The organism is Paraburkholderia madseniana, assembly GCF_009690905.1.
GTDB lineage: Bacteria > Pseudomonadota > Gammaproteobacteria > Burkholderiales > Burkholderiaceae > Paraburkholderia > Paraburkholderia madseniana.
This window is the reverse complement of record NZ_VOSW01000035.1, coordinates 67,028-88,721: the sequence shown is the minus strand read 5'-3', so window position 1 is coordinate 88,721 and position 21,694 is coordinate 67,028. Positions and strand designations below refer to the sequence as shown.

The window sequence follows — 21,694 nt, the reverse complement described above, 5'->3', positions numbered from 1 at the left end:
CTTCGATCGTGTTGCGATAGGCGGCGCGCGGCCGGTACGGCGTCGCGTAACAATAACCGGCGACTTCGCCGTCGATCTCGGCCACCATATACGGCAGCCCGTGACTGCGCACCGACGCGAGCCGTGTACGCAGGTCGTCCACGGACGGCGGAATTTCTTCGAACGAAGCGACGCCGGTCAGTACATGGTGCGCGTAGATCGCCTGGATCGCGGGCAGATCGGCTTCGGTGGCATCGCGGATCAAGGGCGCGGTGGACAGCGGCGTGGCAGTGGAGTCGGCTGAATGGGGCGAGGAGGGCGCGGGGCGGGTGGTGCTCATACGTGGTCCTGTCGTGGCCGGTGGGTCTGAGGATACGTTTCACTATGCCCGCCGCGGGCGAGAATTTGAAGCGAGTCAAAAATCGCCGCGATTTATAGGCAGTATCCGCGGATGCATAGGTGACCGGTGCGAGCGAGGTACGGCACGTAGCGCCCGGCCACGCGGCTGCGCCGGGCGCTACGGATTTTCGTCGCAAAGACGCGTGCGCGCGGCATGCGTTTCGCCGATCAGCTATGCGAGTACGTGTCCGGCTGCGTCACATGCCCGCGATGATGTCGGTGATGCTTCGCCTTGTGCTTCGGCTTGGCCTTGGCCGGAGCCTGTTCCGCGGGTTGCGGTTGCGGCTGGGCCTGCATCGGTTGCAGCTGTTGGGCCTGCGTGCCAGGTGCGGGTGCCGGATGGGCATTGCCGGACGGCAGCGAGGTCTGGCCTTCGCCGAAGCGAAAGGTTTGCGAGGTTTGCGCGTACGCGGTGGCGGACAGCGTCAGGGCGGCAACCGCCACGCAAATCGAAAACTTCATGAATCCATCCTCCTTCTGAACGAGCCCGTGAGGATACCGCAATGCGGCCGGTGGCCTATTCGGCATGCGGAAACACCGGTTCTCCAAGCGTGAGCATCAGCCGGTTGGCCCACGCGAAGATCGCGATAGCGTGAGTCAGGTCGAGAATCTCCGCGTGCGTCAGGCCATTTGCTTCGAGCCGCTTGATGGCGTCGGCGTCGACGCCTTCAGGGTGGTCAGTCAGTTCGATTGCGTACCGGATGATCGCGCGCTCGCGCTCGGTGGTGCCTGCGCTCGACGGGTCTTCAAAAACCTGTTCGATCGCATCGGTCCGCCTCGCGAGTTGGCCGAATCGTTGTGCATGCACCGAAGCGCAATACACGCAGCCGTTCACGCGCGACACGACGGTGCTGGCGAGTTCACGCTCGGCGCGCGGCAGGCCGCCTGGCGCATACATGATCGCGTTGAAGACCCCCGAGCGCTGCCGCAGAATTTCCGCCTGTTGGACCAGCAGCAGATAGTAGTCGGAGGTCCTGGCGTGCGGATGGCTCTCTTCGAGCACGGCGATCTGCTCCAGTGTGGCGCCGGCGAGGCTGACCGTGTCGAGCCATGCGCGCCAGCCGAGGGTATCGAAGGTGAAGCCGTTGAGCGGATCAACCGGCAATGCACTGGTGTTCGCCTGACTCATGCGGCCTCCTGTGCGGCGCGCAATGCCTTCAGGCCCGCTACCACGCGCAATTGATAAGTGACGAACGCAATTAGCTGCGATAAAGCGACAATGCCGCGTGTCGTGATGCCGGCCTGCTGCAGCGTTTGCAGATGCTCGGGGCGTGCTTCGACTGGCTTGATCGTCAGCAGCTTGACGTGCGAGAGGATCGCGATCAGGCGAGCGTCGGTGGTGGTGTCGAGTGTGCCCGCTTCGATTGCATCGAGCGTGGTCGGCTGTGCGCCAGTGGCGATGAGCTTCGCCGTGTAGGCATCGGCGAGGTCGTCGGCCAGCGAGAGGCGCGCGGCATACCACGCGGCAAACAAACGTTCCTGCAGCGACAGGTCGGGCAACGCCGGATCGAACAACGCGTCTTCGCTGCGTTGCGTGTGCAGCGCGACTTTGTCGCGGGCATGGCGGATCGCGGCGAGCGGGCTGCCGGCTTGCAGGCCGGCGAGGGCGTCGATGGTATCGATGGTGTCAGCGCCTGAGGGCGCGGCGGGTTGAGTCGGTGACGCGAGGTCGGTCATGTCTGTTCCGGCTGGTTAATCGGTGTTTTCAGCGGCGTTTTCAGCGGTGTTCTCTGCTTGCAGGCGAGCGCGTGAAGTGTCGGACGATGCATCCGCGTCGGTCCATTCGTCCCCTCGAAGCTCAACCGTGTCGAAGGCGAGCAGCGCCTGGTAGTGCCGCTCGCGATCCGCGTCGAACAGGCGGCTTGCGATGCCGCGCGCCAGACGCTGCGCGCCATCGCTGATCGCGGGGATGTCGCCGGAGAGTTTGCCGTGACTGAGACTCGCTGCATGATTGAAGCAATGGATCTGCGTCAGCGCGGCGCACGTACCGGACTCGCGCTCCTGAAACGCGAACGCAGCGCCGAGATCCGGCGATTCGGCCAGTTCGTACGAAGGCAGTGACGGGTCCGCTTGATAACGATCTTTCCAGCGCCGTACAAAGTGGGCGAACGGCGCGAATTCGGCGCGCGTGGCGATATCCGAATGAAAGCCGGTCGCGAAGATCAGAAAGTCGACCACGTAGCGGCCTTTCGGCGTCGTTACCGCGAGCGCGCCGTCGAGTTCATTGAGCGCAACAAGCGGGCTGCCGACGTGAAAGCGTGCGCCCGCATGGCGCGAAACCCGCAGCACGCTGTCTCTTGGCGGCGGTGTTTGCTCAGCCTGTGCGTAATGCAGGAAACGCCATTTGGATGTGTCGTCAAGATCGGCGAAACCGTGCACAAGCCCCGGACTGCCGATGCCCGTCAGCTTGTTCACGCGCGGAATATCGTCACGGCGGATGAACAGATCGACGGCGGCCGCACCCGCTTCGAGCGCGGTCGCGGCATTGTCGAAGGCGGACGCACCCGCGCCGACGACACCGACGCGCTTGCCGGCCAACGCAGCGAAATCGATCACATCCGCGGAGTGTGCCCAGTAGCGGCGTGCAACCGTATTGGCGATAGCCGGTACGGATGGGCCGCCCAAACCGTCGCGTCCGGTGGCAAGCACGACATGTCGCGCAAACACCGTGCGTTGCCCACTCGCATCAGCGAGATCGAGTTCAAGCAGGCCGTCGTCGCGCGGACGCAGTGAGGTCAACGTGGTGTCGTTTTGCACCGGAAGATCGAGCACCTCGCGGTACCAGCGCAAATAATCCATCCACTGTATCCGCGGAATCTTGTAGAGCGCATCCCACGCGGCGCTGCCGAATTGCGCTTCGTACCACGCGCGAAACGTGAGGGCCGGCATGCGCAGGGCGGGCCCCGTGAGTTGCTTGGGCGAGCGCAGCGTTTCCATCCGCGCGAACGATACCCATGGACCTTCGCGTCCTGATGGCGCGCGGTCGAACACCTGCAGATTGTCGATGCCGAGCCAACGCAGTTCCGCCGCCGCGGTGAGACCCGCCATGCCGCCGCCGATCACGGCGACATCGAGTACGCGTTCAGCACCGGCGAAACGTGGCGCGACCCATGAGGGCGCGGGCAATTCCAGCCAGCGCAGATCTTCACGCAAGCGGGCTTCGAGTGCGGCAAGGCGATTCATGCTGTGTGTTCCGGGTGTTTGGTGCGCGCACGGGAGACGCGCGTTTCGCGCTGTAGCAGTGCATCGTGTTGCTGGGCGGGATGCAGCACCACGCCTTCGAGCAGCTCGCGGGTCGCATGTTCGATAGATTGCAGTAATGCGTCGACGGCGGCGCGGCGCGGTTTGCCTGCCGGCGTCACGACGCCGAAGAAGAACGGAATCGCGCAGTCGAGCGGCCGCGCCGTCACGCCTTCGATCGACAGGCCGAGTCCGGTGGCGGGATCCACGATTGCGACACCGGCGCCCGCGCGAGCGGCCATCACAGCGTTCAACGATGCATTGGTTTCGAGAAACACGTTGGCGGAAATGCGCGCAGCCGCGAACGCCGCGTCGATCCGATGCCGCAGCCGAAACCGGTTCGCCACGGTGACGATGCGCCGGTCGGCCAGATCGCGCAGCGCGATGTGCGGCTGCGTGGCGAGCGGGTCGCCACTCTGCACAAGCGCCACGCAGGGTGCTTCTGCGATCCAGTGGATGTCGAGCCCCGCATGCCCAATCGGCAGCGTCACCAGACCGATATCCGCGGTACGGGTCAGGACTTCATGCACAACGTGTTCCGCCGACAAACTGCGTAACTGGAATTGCGGCGTGTGGCCGAGCGGCGGCAACGAGGCGATGGCGGGCGGCACGATCGAGGCCGCCAGCGCGGGCGTGGCCGCCACGCGCAGCGGTTCCGCTTCGCCGAGACCGATGGCGCGCGCGCGTTGCTCGATGGTCCTCAGCCCGATCAGCGAACGCTCGACTTCTTCGTAAAGCAGAAACGCGCGATGCGTCGGCGTCACACGCGGACCGTTGCGATTGAACAGCGCATAGCCGAGATCCGCCTCGAGTTCCTGAATCTGACGCGTGACGGCCGGCTGCGAGCGCTCGAGCAAACGTCCCGCACCGGTGATGCTGCCGGCGGACATAACCGCCGAAAATGCTTCGAGTTGATGCAGCTCCATGACTCGCCCTGGCAATTCGGTCTGCGCATTGTAGGGTCGTCTGAATGCGGGATTTATATAATCAATTCCGATATCGACAGCCGAAAAAATGCGAAGCGGATTGGTGGGCGAGTGCGCGGCGCCGCAGATTTCGTTCGATACGGCGCGTGTCGGGAGAGAGAAAAATCAATTGCGTCAATGAGATGTCTTGGCGTGTCTGCGCATGAGTGTGAACGCGGGCTCGTCACGTTGCCGTGAGCAAGCGGAGGCATCCTCTCCGACGTGATAACCATATTCCCAAAACTTCGTTGGTTCGCTGGAATTCACCGTGGTTACATGGCCCCACTTTGAAGCTGACAGGCGGGGCAAACATGAAACACGTATCCAAATCGTCGCGAACCAGTTGGTCACGCTGGCTGAAAACGCTGCCGGTGCTCGCCGCAGTGGTGGGCATTGCAGCGACCTCGGCGGCCCATGCAGGCGCCGCAACGGGCGACCCGTATCTCATCGGCGTGAGCGGACCGCTGACCGGACAGGACGCGCAATACGGCACGCAGTGGAAGCGCGGCTTCGATCTCGCGCTGGAGCAGATCAACAGCCAGGGCGGCATCAAGGGCCGCCCGCTTGCCTACGACTTCGAGGACAGCCGTGGCGATCCGCGCCAGGCCGTGTCGATCGCGCAGAAGTTCGTCGGCGATCCGCGCATTCTGCTGGAACTGGGGGATCTGTCGAGCACGACTTCGATGGCGGCCTCGCCGATTTATCAGCGCGGACAACTCGTGCAATTCGGCTTCACCAACTCGCACCCCGACTTCACCAGGGGTGGCGACTACATGTGGAGCACGGCACTGAGTCAGGCCGAAGAGCAGCCGCTGCTCGCGCACTACGCGACGAAAGAACTCGGCTTCAAGCGCATTGCCGTGCTCTATCTGAATACCGACTGGGGCCGCACCAGCAAGGACATTTTCGCGAAAGCCGCCGCGCAGGATGGCGCACAGGTGGTCGCGGCGGAAGGCTATCAGCCGACCGAAAAGGATTTTCGCGCGACGCTGGTGCGCGTGAACGAAGCGAAGCCCGACTCGCTCGTGCTGATCTCGTACTACGCGGATGGCGCGCAGATCGTGCGCCAGGCGCGTTCGTCGGGTTTGACGCAACCGATCGCGGCTGTGGGCTCGGTCTATTCGCCGAAGTTTCTCGAACTGGGCGGCGAGGCCGTGAACGGCGTATTCACGGAATCGAATTTTTTCCCCGGCGACAAGCGGCCTGAAGTGCAGGACTTCGTGCAGCGTTATCGCGCGAAGTACAACGGCGAGCCCGATACCTTCGCCGCGCGCGCTTACGACGCGATGATCGTCTCGGCGGAAGTCATGCGCCGCTACGGCGTGACCCGTCAGGCGGTGCACGACGGCCTGAAGCAGATCAAGGACGTGCCGAGCCTGATCTTCGGCAAGGTGCAGTTCGACCCGCAGACGCGCCGCGTGGCCGGTGCGCGCAGCGTGTACCTGGTCGTCAAGGACAATCAGTTCACGCAATGGGACGGTTCTAAGCCGCTGGTCGCTTCGAAATAACGCCTGGGCAACGCTCACGTGTCTGCTTCTCACCGGATCTGAATGCTATGGCTTCATGGCTCGACTACACGATCAACGGACTGATCGTCGGCAATATCTATGCATTGCTGGCGGTCGGTCTTGCGTTGATCTTCGGCGTGTCGCATCTGATCAACTTTGCGCACGGCTCGGTGTACATGATCGGCAGCTTCATCGGCTGGCTGTGTCTGACGCGGCTTGGGTTGCCATTGCCGCTGGCCTTGCTGGCGGTGGTGGTCGGCTGCGGGCTGCTGGGCATCGCGATCGAGCGCGTCGGCTTGCGGCCGCTGCAGGGTGCGGCGCGCATCGCCCCGTTGCTCGCGACGATCGGTATCAGCTTCGTGCTCGATCAGTGCGCGCAATTGCTGTTCGGCGCCGATCCGCGGCCGGTGCCTAGCACGCTGCCCGATTGGCACTTCCGTCTTGGCGGCGCAACGATCGGTTCGCTGGATCTGCTGATCGCCGGCATCGGCGTGACGGCGGCTGCTGTGCTCTATGTGTTCCTGCGGTTTACGCGTTTGGGGTGGGCCGTACGCGCCACCGCGCAGGACCGGGACGCGGCGCAGCAGATGGGTGTCAACGTCAACGGCGTCAATCAGGCGGTGTTTGCGATCGCGTGCGCGCTCGGCGGCGTGAGCGGCTTGCTGGTCGGCATGTACTACAACAGCATCGATCCGGCGATGGGCTTCCAGGCCACGCTCAAGGGCGTAGTGGCGTTGCTGATCGGCGGTCTGGGCAACGTGCCGGGCGCGATTGTCGGCAGCCTGCTGCTGGGTCTGGTCGAGAGTTACGGCGTGGCGATCTTCGGCACCAGTTACCGCGATCTGTTTGCGTTCGTTTTGCTGTTGCTGTTTCTGGTGTGGCGTCCCAATGGACTCTTTAGCGGCAGCCGCCGTTTGCCGCCCGAGCCGATGACGGGCACGTTCCTGTCCGCCGGCAAAGCGGTGATAGTGCCGCGCACCGTGGTGATTGCGCTGGCACTGGCTGCGGTTGCGCTGCCGTTCGTTGCCAGTTCGTCCTATCTCCTGCAAACACTCACCAATGCCTGGCTGTACGGAATGTTGGCGTTGAGTCTGACGCTGGTGGCGGGTACGGTTGGACAGATTTCGCTAGGCCATGCTGCGTTGCTGGTGATCGGCGCGTACGCGTCCGCGTTGCTGTCGACGAATCTCGGCTGGTCACCCGTCGTGACGATCTTCTGCGCCGGTCTGATCACCGCCGCGTTGGGCACGCTGCTGGTCTATCCGGCGTTCCGTTTGCGCGGTCACTACGTTTCGATTGCGACGCTCGGCATCGGCGAAGTGGTGAGCCTCGTGATCCTCAACTGGGACAGTCTGACGCGCGGCCCGCTCGGCATCGCGGGCATTGCGCCGTTGTCGGTGTTCGGCTGGACGCCCGATAGCGCTCGCGCGATCTACTGGTTTGCACTGGGCGTGCTGATCGTGCTGGCGCTGCTGCAAACGCGGCTGTTGGGCTCGCATCTGGGGCGCACGCTGCGCGCGATTCGCGAAGACGAGGTCGCGGCGCGCTCGCACGGAATTCGCCCGAACCGCTACAAGGCGATCGCATTTGCGTTCGGAGGCCTCGCCGCCGGCATCAGCGGTGGGATCGCAGCGCATCTGTATAGCTACATCAACAACCAGACCTTCGACTCGCAAGTATCCATCCTCGCCTTGACGATGGTGATTCTCGGTGGCCTCGGCAACGTGCTGGGCGGCATCGTCGGCGCGGTCGCGCTGATTGGCTTGCCGGAGATTTTCCGCTGGGCCGCCGACTATCGGATGCTGATCTACGGCCTGGTGTTGCTGCTGCTGGTGCGGTTCAGGCCACAGGGTTTGCTGGGAACGGTATGACGGAGCGCACATGACACAGACTCTTCTCGACGTGCGCGGCGTGACACGGCGCTTCGGCGGACTGACCGCGGTGAACGGCGTCGATCTTTCGATTTCGGAGGGCGAACTCGTCAGCGTGATCGGGCCGAACGGCGCGGGCAAGTCGACGCTGTTCAATCTGATCACCGGGCTCGATACGCCGGACGCAGGCAGCGTGCAATTCGACGGTCGCGACATCACCGGCGTGCGGCCGGAAAAGCTCGCCGCGCTCGGACTTGCGCGTACGTTTCAACATGGCCGCGTGTTCGGCAATCTGAGCGTGCTCGATAACGTGTTGATCGGCGCGCATGCACGTTTGCGCGCTACCCGCACGGGTTGGCCGATTGTCGGCGCTATCGCCGAAGTCGCGCGCGCACTGACCGGACCCGCTTCGATTCGCCGTGAAGACGCGGCGCTGCGCGACGAAGTGCGCGAGATTATCGCGGGGTTCGGCGAGCGCCTCGCGCCGCGCATCGATCATCCGGCGCATAGCCTGTCGTATGCGAACCGGCGACGCGTCGAGATTGCCCGCGCGCTCGCTTTGCATCCACGCATCCTGCTGCTCGACGAGCCGACGGCCGGCATGAACGAGTCCGAAACCGCCGAAATGCTGGTGCTGATCCAGCAACTGAAAGCGCGCGGGCTGACCATTCTGCTGATCGAACACAAGCTCGACATGGTGATGCGCTTATCGGATCGCGTGATCGTGCTCGACAACGGCGGAAAAATCGCCGAAGGGCTGCCGCGCGACGTGCGCAACGATCCGCGTGTGATCGAGGCGTATCTGGGCCATCGCAATGTCGGCGGTGCGGCGGCTGTGCGCGTCGCGGCCTGAACTTCTGGAACATCGACGATGAGCGACGCTCTACTGAAACTCGAACACATCGAGACGTTTTACGGTCCCGTACAGGTGCATTTCGACGTCAATTTTCAAGTGCGGCGCGGGCAGATCGTGAGTTTGCTTGGCGGCAACGCGAGCGGCAAATCGACCACCATGAAGCTGATTCTCGGTCTGCACAAGCCGCGCTCCGGCAGCGTCACGTTCGAAGGTGAGGCGATCACAGGACTCAGCACGCCGCAGATCGTGCGGCGCGGTGTTGGGTCCGTACCCGAGGCGCGGCGGCTGTTCGGCGACATGACGGTGCGTGAGAATCTGCTGATGGGCGCATACACACGGCGCGACCGTGTAGCCATCGACGAAGACTATGAGCGCGTGCTGGGTCTTTTCCCGCGCGTGAAAGAGCGCTTGGCGCAAAAGGCCGGCACGCTTTCCGGCGGCGAACAGCAGATGCTGGCCATGGCGCGCGCGCTGATGAGCCGGCCGAAACTGATCTGCATGGACGAACCCACGATGGGTTTGTCGCCGCTCTACGTCGATAAAGTGCTGGAACTGATCGACACGATCAACCAGCAAGGCGTGACGTTCTTCATGGTCGAGCAGAACGCCAGCCTCGCGCTCGAGATCGCGCATTACGGCTATGTGTTGCAGACCGGCCGTGTCGTGCTCGAAGGCACTGCTGAGTCCCTACTCGGTGACGAGCGGATACGTGACGCGTATCTCGGCGGGGAAGCCGCGGCGACGACCGCGTCCTGATGCGATCAACGCACGGCGTCAAGCGCAACGGGCGGTTTGTGCGGTTGTCGATTCGATCACCTGCGCACTGCGCCGCGTAGCAGCATGCGCTTGCCATGCTTGACACTCGGGCTCCGATGAGCCGACCGTCAATCCCGTGGCTTACCGCCAAAGCGGCTTCAAAGGTCGAACTGGTCGAATTCGCTCTGCAGTTCGCGGTTACGTGCAACGCGCTCGTCGATGCCCGGCCCGAGCCGTTCGACAATCGCCGAAATCAGCAGATTGAACAGGCACGTGAGCGGCGCCAGCGAGTCCCAGAACTGACCGACATCGGTCTTCACCTGCAAAAGATCACCGTCGAATTCGCGCGCCCACGGACAGTAAATATCGGTGACGAGCGCGAAGGGCAGCCCACGGCGCGTGGCCGCCTCGCAATAGCGGCGCGCGATCATCGAATAGGCGCGTGTATCGGTGACGATCAGATACGGTGACTTGAACTCGGAGTTCAGCGAATCGACATAGGAGCCCGACATGCCGTCCGAATAGAACACGCGCGGACGGATGTACTCCAGGTAGCTGTAGAACGCGTTGCTGATGCCGCGCGTGGACTGAATGCCGAGGATATAGACGGCGTCAGCGTTCGAGATGCGTTCGGCCACGCGGGCAAACACCGGCGATTGCGCAAGCTGGTAGACATGCTGGATCGCGCCGATTTCGAGTTCGAGCGAGTGGGCGAGAGCGGGGTTGGCAGCGGGGTTGCCAGCATCGGGCTCGCTTGCGGCCGGTGTGGCTTCGTCGTGCTGGCCGGAGGCGCGGCGAAATGCGTCGAGCCGGTCGGTGATCAGCCACGGGCGCTCCTGCGCGCCGCGCAGCTCGCGCTTCAGATCATCCAGGTTCTGGTAGCCGATGCTGCGCAAGAACCGGCCCACGGAGATACCGCTGGTGCCGGCTTGCTGGGCGATCTGATCGGCGTTTTCAAGGCCGAGCCGGTCGAGATTCGCCAGCATGTAACTGGCGACGCGCTTGGAAGTGGGCGTGAGTTCGGCAAAGCGGGCTTCGACGGTTTGTGCAAATGCGGTCGGCATCGTAGTCGCGGCGCGAGTGGTGGATCGATTATCGAGATGATGACATATTCATCCGACAGTCGACCTGGCGCGGTCCCGAAAATCAGGGAACGCACGCGCGGGCGAGACACCGTTCAGACTGCCGGCCGCACCGGTGCGCTTCGCGAGAAGTGCCGCGCGCCCGCCACACACGCGACTACCACGACGGTCACCAGGATCATCGCGGGCGGCACCTGTTCGTGCAGCAGCAAACCGGCGAGCAGCAGGCCAAAGAACGGCTGCAGCAATTGCAGTTGCCCGACCCCCGCGATGCCGCCGAGCGCCAGTCCGCGATACCAGAAGACGAAGCCGATCAGCATGCTGAAAAGCGACACGTACGCGAGCCCCCACAGCGCCGCATGGCTCACACCTTCAAACGATGCAGGCCGCGCCCACCAGGCGAGCGGCAGCATCACCGGCAGCGACAGCACCAGCGCCCACGAAATCACCTGCCAGCCGCCGAGATGGCGCGACAGCCGCGCGCCTTCGGCATAACCGAGGCCGCAGGCGACGATCGCCGCCAGCATCAGCGCATCGCCGAGTGGCGACGCGTCGAGGCCGTGGCGCAAGGCGAACGCGACCACCGCGCCGCTGCCGAGCGCCGAGAACAGCCAGAACGCCGGCTGCGGGCGCTCGCCGCCGCGCAGCACGCCGAAGATCGCGGTGGACAGCGGGAGGAGCCCGACGAACACCACGGCGTGCGCGGCGCTCACGTGGCGCAGCGCGAGGGCAGTCAGGAGCGGAAAGCCAACCACTACGCCCAGCGCGACGATCACCAGCGGGACGAGGTCGCGCCTTGCGGGCCGAGCCTGGCGAAACACGAGCAGAAGCAACAGCCCCAACGTGCCAGCGATGGTCGCGCGGGCCATCGTCAGAAACACCGGATCGAAGCCTTGTACGGCGATGCGGGTGGCGGGTAGCGAGCCGCTGAAAATCAACACGCCTACCATGCCGCTCACCCAGCCGTTCGTTGTTTTGTCCATCGAAAGAGTCCATGCGCATTGAAAACAGAACTCATAGCATCCGCTTTCGGGCTGTAAAGGGTAAGCTACGGATCAGTACAATTCGTACAAACTGTACCGAACATGGAGCAGTACAGATGGCGGAAAGCGATAACAACCGGGCGGCCTTGGGCGCGCCAGCCGGCACGCGGGTCGGCACCGTGATGGACAACTTGCGCGAGCGCATCGCGAGCCGTTCGCTGATGCCGGGCGCGCGCGTGCCCTCGATCCGCACGATGACCGAGGCACTCGGCGTGTCGAAGTCGACCGTAGTGGAAGCGTACGACCGGCTGGTCGCGGAAGGGGTGATCGTGGCGCGGCGCGGTTCCGGCTTTTTCGTCTCCGGTCATGCTCCGCCGCTTGCGCTCGCCGATCTCGGGCCGCGGCTGGATCGCGAGGTCGATCCGCTGTGGCTCACGCGGCAGTCGCTGGAGGCCGGTGCGAAGGTGCTCAAGCCGGGCTGCGGCTGGATGCCGCCTTCATGGCTGCCGGAAGACGGTGTGCGCCGCGCGTTGCGCGCCGTGGCGCGTGATCCGCAGTCGCCGCTCGCCGACTATGCGAGCCCGCTCGGTCTGCCCGCGCTACGTCAGCAACTCGCCTGGCGGCTCGCGCAGCATGGCGTGGAAGCGCCGCCCGAGCAGATCGTGCTGACCGACGGCGGCACGCATGCGCTCGATCTCGTCTGCCGCTTTCTGCTCGAACCCGGCGACACGGTCCTGATCGACGATCCGTGCTACTTCAACTTCCAGGCGCTGCTGCGTGCGCATCGCGTCCGCATCGTCGGAGTGCCTTATACGCCATCCGGTCCGGATCTGGCGGCATTCGAGCGGGCGCTGATCGAGCACCGCCCGCGGCTCTACGTGACCAATTCCGCGATCCACAATCCGACCGGTGCCACGCTTGCGCCGGCCATTGCGCATCGGCTGCTGAAACTGGCGGGTGAGCACAATCTGCTGATAGTCGAAGACGATATCTTCGCCGACTTCGAGGACGAACCCGCGCCGCGTCTTGCGGCGTTCGACGGTCTCGCGCGGGTGGTCTCGATCGGCAGCTTTTCGAAGACCTTGTCCGCGGCCGTGCGCTGCGGCTACATCGCGGCGCGCAGGGAATGGATCGAGCCGCTGGTCGATCTGAAGCTGGCCACCACGTTCGGCAACGGCCAGCTCGCGGCGAGCGTCGTGCATCGTTTGCTGGTGGACGGCACCTACCGGCGGCATCTGGAATCGATGCGCGCGAAGCTCGCGGACGCCATGGGGGAGACGATCAGGCGGCTGGGCTACGCAGGCCTTGAAGTGTGGACGCGGCCACGCGCCGGGATATTCGTGTGGGCGCGCTTACCCGATGCGCTCGACGCCGCCGATATCGCGCGTCACGCATTAGCCGAGAGTGTGGTGTTCGCGCCGGGCAATGTGTTCAGCGCGTCGCAATCGGCGGCCGGCTTCCTGCGCTTTAACGTGTCGCAATGCAACCGGCCGAAGGTGTACGAAGCGCTGCAACGGGCGATGGACGTGTCGGCTGCATCGAAGGCGCACGCCTGAGCGCGCGCCTCGCCTCGCCAGACGACGTTACTTGCACAGCAACAGCAGACGCTCCTGATCCGTGCAGGGGGAGCGCGGTTTCTGCGCGGCTTGCGCGGCCGTCGCGCTGATCGCCGCACTCTTGTTCGCGAGACACGCGCGCAGATGTTTTTCCACCGGCGCGTAGTATTTCCATCCGCGCACGAGGGGCGGCAATTCGAGTTTCACCTGCTTCCACTTCGGATGCCCATGCTCCTGCAGATTGTCGAAGTTGGCGCAGAGCGAATCCGCAAAGTGATTCAGATTGCCGACGGTATCGCGCAGACCGTAATCGTAAGTGACGAGAAAGGCCTTGACCGTTAGCGTGGGAACATCTTCCTTCAGCCAGTTCGGATAGCTGGTCGCGCGGAGTGTCGTGGGAAAATAAGTCTGCTTGGCTCGGGCGGTTTCGGGCGCGTTGGGATCAACCTTCAGAGGGCGGATCTGTTGCAGCAGCTCGGGATTCATGTCGTTGAACAGTTTCGCCGGCTGCCCGACCACGATGATCGCGACGTCCACCTTCTTGACGATCAGCGCGGCCAGCGCATCTTCATTGCTCAGGTGCTGGACGTTCTGCTCGGGAATCGCCTGTCCGAACATCAGGTGATAGAGGGTCGTGGCCGTTTGAGCGGTGCCGCTGCCGAGCAGGCCCACGCTGATGCTTTTGTCCTTGATGTCGGCGAAGGTTTTCATCGGCGAGTCCGCGCGCACGACGACGTTAATTTCTTCGTCGTAGAGCGGCATGATGAGCCGTAGCGGCCGGATTGTCGTACCCGCGTCGGCATTGCCCGCGTTGGCCATGTCGATGTAGGCCTGATACACGTCGGACTGAACCAGTGCGAGCTTCACGCCGGGCTCGAAGCGCATGCGCTGCACGTTTTCGGCCGAACCCTTCGACGACATCACTTCCAGGTCGATGCCCGCCGGCTGCGCCACCCATTTCGACAGATCCTGGCCGATCTGAATGTACGTGCCGCGTTCCGGACCGGTAACGATCTTGTAGTGCGCAGGTTCCGCGCAAGCAAACGAAGACATGATCATTAGCGCCAGCCCCAGCCATCCCGCCAGAAGTTTCTTCAGCATGGTTTATCTACCTATCGGTCAGGGTTGAACAGCCTCTCGTGTCGACGCGCGCGAAGCACCGGTGAGTCGGCTTGCCATCTCATGTTCAAGGCGTCGCGCGTGCCATGTCCGTCTGTTGCCGCTCAGAGGGCACGCGAAACGCCAATGCAATCGGTCGTGCGAACGGTCAAGAAATTCGGTATCGAAACTTTTTCGCTGACCGGGATGCCGGTTTACGCATGCGGCTTGAGCGGTGCCCAACCTGTCTCGCGAATCACGCGCTCAAGGATGGTTTTCGCGGCGTCGTTGCCGGTGTCGATCGCGAGCGCCTCATTGGCGTGCTGGCGTGCGCAACTCCACGACTGCTGCGAGGCACACAGTTGTGCCGCCTGCAACGCGGCGTCGCGGCGCGCGGTGAGCGGCTTCAATTCGGTCAGCAGGCTTTCTGCGTCGGTGTTGCCGGGCTGCAGCGTTTGCGCCGCGCCAAGCGCCGCTTGTGCCGCGGAGAGATCGTTGGCGCGGACGGCCAGACGCGCTGTCTGCAGCGCTTGCGCGGCATCGCGGAACTGCGGCGCCGCTGGTTTTACAGGCGCTGCGGCCAACGGCGGCGCGATGGGCGTGGGCAGGATTGCCGGTGCGGCCTTGGCGGGATTGGCGGCATTGCTGGGGACAGCAGGCTTAATCGCGGTGGCCTGATTCGTCGGCTGAGCCGGTGCGTACAGCGCAATCGTGCCGGTCGCCGTTCTGGCGTCCTGATGATTTTCAGCCGTCTGCTCAGTATTGCCGTTCTGCGATTCGTGGTTGTCGCTGAATAGAGTAAAGGTGACATACGCTAGTCCGATTGCGCCAATCGCCACGATCGCGAGCAGCACCCGGCGCATCGGGACCATGCTGCGGCCAGCAGAATGCGGTAGATCGGCGAGCGGCGGAATCGGCGTATCCGGAGACGCGAGTACCGGCGCTGGCATCGGGGGCTCGACAGGGGCGGCTTCGCCGGTGACCGCGGTCTGCGCGGCGAGATCGGTTTCAACCGGCTGTGTCGGATCGAAGCCGTTTTTCTGCGCTGTCTTGCTGATGGCACTGGCGTGGCTGCCGGGAATCACGCCGCGCTTGTGTGGGCCGGCGTCAAGCGGGTGCACCGCGCCGCAATACGGGCAATAGTCGACTTGCCGGTACAGCGCACCGCCACAGCGTTTGCAGGGCGTCGGGAAACTATGGCCGAGTATTGTCTGGGTGGACATACTGTGGACCCACCTGTGGAAAACAGTGCCGTTACGGCATGCTCCAGATCGTGTTGAGGCAGGAGTAACGTCCGCGGAAACCACGATCCACATGCTCTGGAGAACCTTGGGGCGCAAGTCCTCGCTTGCGGTGCCGCTGCTTGCAATATGTGGCGTTTCCGTGAGGACGTCAATCGACGTTCTTACCTACTTTATGTGCGCTAAAACACATTTGTAGGTACGACGAAACACTGCATATGTCGGCAGAACGAACAGGCTGACGGTTTTTTTCACACGGTTTGCTCAGTCACGGTGCGCAGGTGTCGACACTCTCGCGCGCCGGCGGAATCGGTAGAGCGAAATAGCGGCGATGAAAACAGAACGAGGTCGAAGCGCGCGGCGTTCGACCTCGTCATCAAGCGCTTGCAGAAAACGCTCGCTGGAAACGGGATACGCGAAATCAGTGCTTGCGCAGCGGATGATCTTTCAGAAGCCACGCGAGCGCAAAGGCCAACACGACGACGCAGGCCGCCGAGAGATACACCGTGTGCAACGCACCGGCAAACGCTTGCAGATAGTCGTTGCGCAACGCTTCAGGCAACTGGTGGATGGCCGCCGGTCCGAGCGCGTGCGGCAATTCGATGTCGGCCGGAATCAGTTTTTCCAGACGCGCGGCGAGGCCGTTCGAAAACACCGCGCCAAAACCGGCCACGCCGATCGAGCCGCCGATTGACCGGAACAGCGTCGCGCCTGAAGTGGCGACACCCATGTGCTTGAACTCGACAGTATTCTGCACCGCGAGAATCAGCACCTGCATCACCATGCCGAGGCCGAAGCCGAGAATGCCCATGTCGATATACATCACACGAATGGGCGTGTTGATCTGCAGGCGTGCGAGCAGCACCATCGCGACGGTCACGAGAAATGTGCCGGCGATCGGAAACATGCGGTACTTGCCGATCTTGCTGATTACGCGTCCGGTCACCATCGACATCATGAACAGACCGCCCATCATCGGCAGCATCTGCATGCCGGCTTCCGTGGGCGTCGAGCCTTTGACCACTTGCAGATACAGCGGCAGGAACGTGACCGAACCAAACAGCGACACGCCGATGATGAAGCCGATCAGACTGCTCAGCAAAAACGTGCGCTGTTTGAAGAGTTCGAGCGGCATGATCGGTTCGACGGCAGTGCGCTCTTCGTGGATGAAGCCCCAGATCGCCACCAGCCCCATTCCCAGCGTGAACCACAACTGCGGCGATGACCACGGCAGGATCGTGCCGCCCTGGCTCGTGAACAGGATGATGCAGGTGAGCGCGCCGGCGAGAAACGCGGCGCCCATGTAGTCGATGGTGTGCTTCACATGCCGCACGTGCGGTTTGAAGACCGCGCCGATCACAGCCAGCGAGATGAGGCCGAGCGGCAGGTTGATGTAGAAAATCCAGCGCCATGACAGGTGCTCGACGAGAAAGCCGCCGAGCAGCGGCCCGACCACCGTCGCGAGACCGAACACGCCGCCGAATACCCCCTGGAAGCGGCCGCGCTCAGCCGGCGGAATCACGTCCGCGATGGCGGCCATCGTCACGACTAGCAGACCGCCGCCGCCGAGCCCCTGCAGTGCGCGCAGCACGATCAACTGGGTCATGTTCTGGGCGACGCCGCACAGCGCGGAGCCGACGAGGAACACGACGATCGCCGTCTGCAGCACGATCTTGCGGCCGAACAGATCGCCGAATTTGCCATACAGCGGCACGACGATAGTCGAGCTGAGCAGGTAGGCGGTCACCACCCACGAGAGGTTGTTGAGCCCGCCGAGTTCGCCGACGATGGTCGGCAGCGCGGTCGAGACGATCGTCTGATCGAGCGCGGCGAGCAGCATGACCAGCAGCAGCGCCGGAAACAGCAGGCGGATCGGCGGGTGGTCATTTGCCTGCGGGCCGGACTGCGGATCTGGCTGCGCATCTGGCAGCGTTAGCCCGGCGGGTTGAGTCGTTGTCGATTGGTCCATGGCGCCACGGTATTGAAATTAATTAATTCGGAGATTAATATATGCGACATTGTGTCACTCGTCAAATTGAATGCAATGGCAAGGATTACGTCAGATGACCGGGAAGTGAAACGCCCGCCGCGCAGCACGGCCGCCGCGAAGGCGCGAAAGCTTTCGAAGCCGGCGTCAGCCGCGGTGGGCGATGCTGCGAACGCTTCGATTCCCGCACCGCCGCCCGCGCTCACACGGCGACCGGGCAGGCCTTCGGGCTCGGCGCGCGGCCCGGAGCAGCGCAGCCGCCTGCTGGACGCCGCGCTCGCCCTGTTCGCGCGGCAGGGCATCGTCGACACCACGCTCGGGGAGATTGCCCGTGAGGCGGGTTTCACGCCGGCGATGATGCATTACTACTTCAAGACGCGCGATCAATTGCTCGACGTGCTGATCGACGAGCGTTTCGCGCCGCTGCGCGCGGGGATCGGCGTGCCGTTTCAGGAAAATCCCGACGATCCGGTGGCTGCCATCACGCAACTCGCGCAGCGTTTGGTGAAGACGGCGAGCGACAATCCGTGGTTTCCGTCGCTGTGGGTGCGCGAAGTGATCAGCGACGGCGGCCTGCTGCGCCAGCGCATGCATGAACGGTTCGGCGACGCGAATCAGAAGGCGTCGCTGTCAGCCATCGCGCGCTGGCAAAAGGAAGGGCGCCTGAATGCCGGGCTGGAGCCGTCGCTGGTATTCGTCACGCTGCTGGGTATGACGATTCTGCCGCTGGCCACCTCGAAGCTGTGGCGTAACGATCCCGCTCGGTGCAACATCGGCAGCGAGGAGATCGCCCGGCATGCGGTGGCCTTGCTGGTGCAGGGCGTCGGTCCTGGCAAAGCGGACTGACACACTGCCGGACTCACTCAGAAATACGTTTCTGCCGCCACGCCCCATACGCAGCCTTCGTTTTTTCGTTCGGCGGATAAGTGCCGGGCAGGGCGGCGCCCTCACGAATACGCTCGGCGAGAAACACTTCGAGTTGCTCCTGCTCGGCGGCGGCTTGCGCAACCTCGGCTGCCATTTTGAGTGGGATTACCACCACGCCGTCCGCATCGCCCACGATCACGTCGCCGGGAAACACCGCTACACCGCCGCAGCCGATCGGCACATTGATATCCACCGCGTGATGCCGGATCAGATTCGGCGGCGCGCTTGCGCCGGCACAAAACACCGGCATGCCAAGCGCGGCGATTGTCGTGCTGTCGCGCACCGGACCGTCGGACACCATGCCCGCTACGCCGCGCACCTGCAACCGCTGCGAGAGGATCGAACCGAACGAGGCGCTGCCTCGCTCGCCGCGGCAATCCTGCACGAGCACATGGCCGGCCGGAATGGTCTCGACACATTTGCGCTGTGCGTACTCGGGATCAGCAAACAGTTCGAGCACGTCGATGTCCTCGCGCGAGGGAATATTGCGTAGCGTGAAGGCCGGCCCGACCAGATTCGTGCCACTGTGCGCGGCGAGCGGCGCTACGCCCTGCATGAACGCATTGCGCAGGCCGCGCTTGAACAACTGGGTGGTCAGCGTGGCGGTGCTGACATGACGGAGTGTTTCAAGCGTGGCGGAGTCGAGATCGGACATGGTGTCGGGCGGCCTCAGGTTTTAGGGGCGGAGAGATGGCGCTCATATGACGTGCTGCGTCGCAGCGGCAGAACATAACGCAGCCGCTGCGATCTCGCGCACACGATCATAGCGCCGCCGTGGATCGTGCGGCAGGCTCGCGCAACCATGCTGACGTAACGACGAATCTGGTGAAGCCGGCGAGGCACGCAACGTGCTACCTGAGGAGTGGATTTGAACGCCGTGCGAGAGGCATAACCGCGCCGGCGTCGCAATAGAACATGAATGTCGGAGCAGACGCTGAGGCGGGCAAGGCGATGGACGTGGGTTTGCAGCAGCCACCGCCACGGCGAATCGGGTGTCGGCATTGGTCAGCCAGGGCAGTGGAGCCGAGGGTCGGTTTTTCATCGGCGTGCAATTTTGGCGCGTTACTGTGCGCACGCGTTGCGCCGGGGCCATGTTTTACAATCGCGGGCCTGCATGCAACTCGACGCATGAAATCGAGTCGGAACCATGGACAGCAATACCGCAGCCGCGCAAATCGGCAGCAAACAGCAGGGCGATACGTTGGCCGAGTCTGATGGCCTAACCGGTTTTTTAGAGCTACAGCAGAACATGAACGGAGCATTGAGACTCGATCAGGCCACGATCGTGCTCGTCGAGGACGACCCGGATAGCCGGGAATCACTGGCCTTGTTACTCGAGGCGGAAGGTGCGCATGTCGTCGCAGTGGCGGATGCGGAAGAGGGCGTCGAAGCGGCGCTGCGGCTGTTACCTGACGCCGTGGTGTGCGACCTCGAATTGCCGGCCATGGACGGCTTTTATCTGATCCAGCGGCTGCGCGATCACGAGATTCGCGGTGACCATGCACCTTCGGTGGCCGTGGCGCTCACGGGTCATACCGACGACGCTTACCGCTTACGCAGCATCGGCGAAGGCTTCCAGCATTTCATGACCAAGCCGGCATTGCCGGAAGACCTCGTGACACTGTTGCACGACGCGATCGACGCCCGCGCGGGCTGAGGAGCGGCCTCGCGGCCGAGGGCGGTTTCTTGCCGCCGCATCGTCGGCGGCAAGCTTTCGTCTGGCGAAACGGTCCGCAATCAGACTGCAAACCTGATGGCAGGCGCCGCTGTTATTTGGCGACGGCGACCGGTGCGGCAGCGCTGGCGCTGGCCGCTTCCGCTGCCTGACACGCGGAACACAATCCCTTCAATTCGATTTCATCGCTGGCAAGGCGGTAACCCGCGTCTTCGATTTGCGTGACGAGCGCCTGGCGCAGCTTCGGCTGATGCAACTCGGTGACGTTGCCGCATTGCTGGCACACCACCAGAATGCCGTGCTGGCATTGCGTCAGGTCGTGGCAGACGGTAAACGCATTAATCGATTCGATCCGGTGCACGAGCCCTGCCGAGAGCAGAAAATCCAGCGCCCGGTAAACCGTAGGCGGCGCCGAGCCCGGATGGATCTGGCGCATGTCGTCGAGCAGCGAATAAGCTTTGGTGGCGCGCCCGGAATTCAACAGCAATTCGAGCACTTTGCGGCGGATCGGTGTGAGTTTTTCGCCGCGTTCGCGGCAATATTCTTCCGCGAGAGTCAGTGCGGCTTCCTGCGATTCACCGTGCGCAATGTGCGTGTGCCCCGGCTCATGATGATGAGCGGAGGCGGCAGGCGTGGTTTTGTCGGCGGTCGCGGCGGGCTTGGCGGTCTTCATGCGTGGATTATAAAGGCCATCGGGCTTGGCTGTGCCGGTGTGCGGCGCACCTGCCGGTCGCGGCTGGACGCCGCGGCGGGGCATGAAGTCGCTCATCAAGCCGCCCAATGGCTGCCGGATCGTTCAAGTCAGCGGGAAATCGATGTATTTCTTGAAACCCGGGCGTGTCGCAAGCCGCGAATACCAATGCTCCAGATTCGGCAACGGCGGGCGTTCGACGCCGTCCAGTCCGAACCAGCGTTTCGCGTACGCGCCGATCACGATATCGGCGAGCGTGAACTTTTCGCCTTCGAGAAAGAAGCGGCCTTGCAGATGGTTATCCAGCAGGCGCCACAGCAACGTGACCGCGCCGAAGTCGGTAGCGAGCTTGTTGGCGTCGCGCTCGGCGGCAGGCGTGCGCACGAGAGTCCAGAAGACGGGCTTTTCCGCGGGTTGTAGCGTGGTGAGCGACCAGTCGAGCCAGCGGTCGACGCTGGAGCGCAATTTCGGTTCGGACGGATACAGGAGACTCGATTCGCCGTATTGCAGCACCAGATAGCGCAGGATCGAGTTCGATTCCCACAGCACGAAGTCGTCGTCGACCAGCGTCGGAATTTTACCGGTCGGGTTCATCGCCAGGTAGTCGGGCTCGTTGTTGCGGCCGAATTTCAGGCCCGCGTCGATGCGTTCGTACGGCAGCACCAGTTCGTCGCAACACCACAAGACTTTCTGTACGTTGACCGAGTTGGCGCGTCCCCAGATCGTGATCATCCGGTAAATCCTTTCTTTATATTGACAGTTGGCAAGCCGCGCGTGGCGCGCGGCGTTCAGCCAGTAACGATACACGATGCGCATGGATTTGCGCGCCGCCAGCCCGCAATCTGCTGCGTGAAGTGTTGCCCGGAGCCTGGTCCGAAGC

21 protein-coding genes are annotated in these 21,694 nt (G+C 63.5%); 7 read left to right on the top strand and 14 right to left on the bottom strand.

What is annotated here, in order from left to right:
- The 6 genes from FSO04_RS19705 to FSO04_RS19680 all read right to left on the bottom strand — a co-directional run.
- Positions 1 to 319 (bottom strand): GNAT family N-acetyltransferase (locus FSO04_RS19705; protein ID WP_154561591.1); only part of this gene is annotated, 319 nt, incomplete at its 3' end.
- 227 nt (positions 320 to 546) lie between these two features.
- On the bottom strand, positions 547 to 840 hold the full coding sequence (locus tag FSO04_RS19700; RefSeq protein WP_154561589.1) for a hypothetical protein: 294 nt from the start codon (positions 838 to 840) through the stop codon (positions 547 to 549).
- Between the two features lie 55 nt (positions 841 to 895).
- Positions 896 to 1,507 carry a peroxidase-related enzyme gene (locus FSO04_RS19695; RefSeq protein ID WP_154561587.1) on the bottom strand — a complete coding sequence of 204 codons (612 nt, stop codon included), beginning with the start codon at positions 1,505 to 1,507 and terminating at the stop codon, positions 896 to 898.
- Entirely contained in the window at positions 1,504 to 2,055 is a 552-nt protein-coding gene (locus FSO04_RS19690; protein WP_154561585.1) for a CMD domain protein, read from the bottom strand. The genes FSO04_RS19695 and FSO04_RS19690 overlap by 4 nt, the downstream gene beginning before the upstream one ends.
- 15 nt (positions 2,056 to 2,070) lie before the next feature.
- On the bottom strand, positions 2,071 to 3,561 hold the full coding sequence (locus FSO04_RS19685) for an NAD(P)-binding domain-containing protein (RefSeq protein ID WP_154561583.1): 1,491 nt from the start codon (positions 3,559 to 3,561) through the stop codon (positions 2,071 to 2,073).
- Entirely contained in the window at positions 3,558 to 4,544 is a 987-nt protein-coding gene (locus FSO04_RS19680; protein ID WP_154561581.1) for a LysR family transcriptional regulator, read from the bottom strand. The genes FSO04_RS19685 and FSO04_RS19680 overlap by 4 nt, the downstream gene beginning before the upstream one ends.
- A 350-nt stretch (positions 4,545 to 4,894) precedes the next feature.
- Here FSO04_RS19680 and FSO04_RS19675 point away from each other — a divergent pair, with 350 nt between their 5' ends.
- The 4 genes from FSO04_RS19675 to FSO04_RS19660 are packed head-to-tail and all read left to right on the top strand — an operon-like array spanning position 4,895 to position 9,574.
- Positions 4,895 to 6,091: an ABC transporter substrate-binding protein gene (locus tag FSO04_RS19675; RefSeq protein ID WP_154561579.1), complete on the top strand. Its 1,197-nt coding sequence runs from the start codon at positions 4,895 to 4,897 to the stop codon at positions 6,089 to 6,091.
- 47 nt (positions 6,092 to 6,138) lie between these two features.
- Positions 6,139 to 7,962 carry an ABC transporter permease gene (locus tag FSO04_RS19670; RefSeq protein WP_154561577.1) on the top strand — a complete coding sequence of 608 codons (1,824 nt, stop codon included), beginning with the start codon at positions 6,139 to 6,141 and terminating at the stop codon, positions 7,960 to 7,962.
- A gap of 10 nt (positions 7,963 to 7,972) precedes the next feature.
- A complete protein-coding gene (locus FSO04_RS19665; RefSeq protein WP_154561576.1) occupies positions 7,973 to 8,815 on the top strand; it encodes an ABC transporter ATP-binding protein in 843 nt (280 codons plus the stop codon).
- An 18-nt stretch (positions 8,816 to 8,833) separates the two neighbouring features.
- Positions 8,834 to 9,574 carry an ABC transporter ATP-binding protein gene (locus FSO04_RS19660; RefSeq protein ID WP_097396882.1) on the top strand — a complete coding sequence of 247 codons (741 nt, stop codon included), beginning with the start codon at positions 8,834 to 8,836 and terminating at the stop codon, positions 9,572 to 9,574.
- Positions 9,575 to 9,732: 158 nt separating this feature from the next.
- On the opposite strand, the gene sapR is transcribed toward FSO04_RS19660, so the two are convergent.
- Positions 9,733 to 10,638, bottom strand: coding sequence for a sap1 transcriptional regulator SapR (gene sapR, locus FSO04_RS19655; RefSeq protein WP_154561574.1), 906 nt, complete (start codon positions 10,636 to 10,638; stop codon positions 9,733 to 9,735).
- A 113-nt stretch (positions 10,639 to 10,751) separates the two neighbouring features.
- The gene (locus FSO04_RS19650; protein ID WP_154561572.1) at positions 10,752 to 11,639 is read right to left on the bottom strand and encodes a DMT family transporter; all 888 of its coding nucleotides are present in this window, start codon (positions 11,637 to 11,639) and stop codon (positions 10,752 to 10,754) included.
- 116 nt (positions 11,640 to 11,755) lie between these two features.
- Here FSO04_RS19650 and FSO04_RS19645 point away from each other — a divergent pair, with 116 nt between their 5' ends.
- Positions 11,756 to 13,195, top strand: coding sequence for an aminotransferase-like domain-containing protein (locus FSO04_RS19645; protein ID WP_154561570.1), 1,440 nt, complete (start codon positions 11,756 to 11,758; stop codon positions 13,193 to 13,195).
- Positions 13,196 to 13,222: 27 nt separating this feature from the next.
- On the opposite strand, the gene FSO04_RS19640 is transcribed toward FSO04_RS19645, so the two are convergent.
- The 3 genes from FSO04_RS19640 to FSO04_RS19630 form a co-directional block, all read right to left on the bottom strand.
- Positions 13,223 to 14,296 (bottom strand): TAXI family TRAP transporter solute-binding subunit, encoded by a 1,074-nt coding sequence (locus FSO04_RS19640; protein ID WP_154561568.1) that lies wholly within the window; start codon positions 14,294 to 14,296, stop codon positions 13,223 to 13,225.
- 212 nt (positions 14,297 to 14,508) lie between these two features.
- A complete protein-coding gene (locus tag FSO04_RS19635; RefSeq protein WP_154561566.1) occupies positions 14,509 to 15,516 on the bottom strand; it encodes a zinc ribbon domain-containing protein in 1,008 nt (335 codons plus the stop codon).
- Positions 15,517 to 15,955: 439 nt separating this feature from the next.
- On the bottom strand, positions 15,956 to 17,503 hold the full coding sequence (locus FSO04_RS19630; protein WP_154561564.1) for an MDR family MFS transporter: 1,548 nt from the start codon (positions 17,501 to 17,503) through the stop codon (positions 15,956 to 15,958).
- Positions 17,504 to 17,578: 75 nt separating this feature from the next.
- On the opposite strand from FSO04_RS19630, the gene FSO04_RS19625 reads away from it, so the two are divergent.
- Complete coding sequence (locus FSO04_RS19625; protein ID WP_154561562.1) at positions 17,579 to 18,367, top strand: TetR/AcrR family transcriptional regulator; 789 nt, start codon at positions 17,579 to 17,581, stop codon at positions 18,365 to 18,367.
- 13 nt (positions 18,368 to 18,380) lie between these two features.
- On the opposite strand, the gene FSO04_RS19620 is transcribed toward FSO04_RS19625, so the two are convergent.
- Entirely contained in the window at positions 18,381 to 19,103 is a 723-nt protein-coding gene (locus FSO04_RS19620) for a ribonuclease activity regulator RraA (RefSeq protein WP_154561560.1), read from the bottom strand.
- 492 nt (positions 19,104 to 19,595) lie between these two features.
- Between FSO04_RS19620 and FSO04_RS19615 the strand changes: the two genes are divergently transcribed.
- Entirely contained in the window at positions 19,596 to 20,105 is a 510-nt protein-coding gene (locus FSO04_RS19615; RefSeq protein WP_154561558.1) for a response regulator, read from the top strand.
- 112 nt (positions 20,106 to 20,217) lie between these two features.
- On the opposite strand, the gene FSO04_RS19610 is transcribed toward FSO04_RS19615, so the two are convergent.
- Both FSO04_RS19610 and FSO04_RS19605 read right to left on the bottom strand, forming a co-directional pair.
- Positions 20,218 to 20,796 (bottom strand): Fur family transcriptional regulator, encoded by a 579-nt coding sequence (locus FSO04_RS19610; protein WP_154561556.1) that lies wholly within the window; start codon positions 20,794 to 20,796, stop codon positions 20,218 to 20,220.
- Positions 20,797 to 20,919: 123 nt separating this feature from the next.
- Positions 20,920 to 21,546, bottom strand: a complete 627-nt coding sequence (locus FSO04_RS19605) for a glutathione S-transferase family protein (RefSeq protein ID WP_154561554.1) — start codon at positions 21,544 to 21,546, stop codon at positions 20,920 to 20,922.
- Positions 21,547 to 21,694 lie beyond the last annotated feature (148 nt).